The organism is Candidatus Phytoplasma sp. AldY-WA1 (assembly GCF_020312115.2).
GTDB classification, from domain to species: Bacteria; Bacillota_I; Bacilli_A; order Acholeplasmatales; family Acholeplasmataceae; genus Phytoplasma; species Phytoplasma vitis.
On record NZ_JAHRHX020000137.1, the window covers coordinates 1 to 761 of the forward strand.

Below are 761 nucleotides of genomic sequence, written 5' to 3' on the forward strand. Positions count from 1 at the left end.
GAGATTTTAAAAATGAGTAAATATTTATATGGTTTAAAAGAAATAATTAATTTTTATTATTTTTTTGGATATTTAATTGATCTCATATTAAAAAATCTACTAAATGCATCTTGTTCAAAACCTTTTTCTATTTTTTTATTAACTAAAACAAATGTTTTTGGTTTAATTAATGGAAATAAATAATGTTTGTCATATAAATATTGTTCTATTTCTTGTAATAGTAATGTATATTTTTTTAAGTCAGTTGATGATTTAGTAGCTTTTGTTAATTTATCTTCGATGTCAATTTTATCAGCTTCATCGATACCAAAGAAATTACTTTGGTTGTTTGTTGTCTTGAAATAATCTTCGATATATTTATGAGCGTATTCCATTTCAAAATTTTCACTTAGAAAAATAAAATTATAAGGCGAATCTTTTCCTTTTATTGCTTCATCACACATTTTAGGAAAATCAATTTCTTCTAAAATTGTTTCAAAACCAACATGTTGTAATTGTTCTATTATTTTGTTCGTAATTGGTTGTATTTTACCACATGCAATTTTTAATTTTTTATCTTTTGGTCTTAATCTTTGAAATTCTTGTTTAGCTAATTCTATATTAGGTTGATGATAATTTATACTAGGATTATGGCCGATTAATCGATTATGAATTGCAGATTTTGCAATTGTATTAGGTAATTCTAATTCATCGATTATTTTTTGTATATCTAAAGAATTTGCAATGATTTTACGTACATTTTCATTAGTTTTTTGTTTATT

General features: G+C 22.3%; 1 pseudogene. It reads right to left on the reverse strand.

Features of this window, described 5'->3' with window-relative positions:
- Nucleotides 1-56: 56 nt before the first annotated feature.
- Nucleotides 57-761: pseudogene (locus KTO59_RS04465) on the reverse strand (ABC transporter substrate-binding protein); the annotation flags it as partial.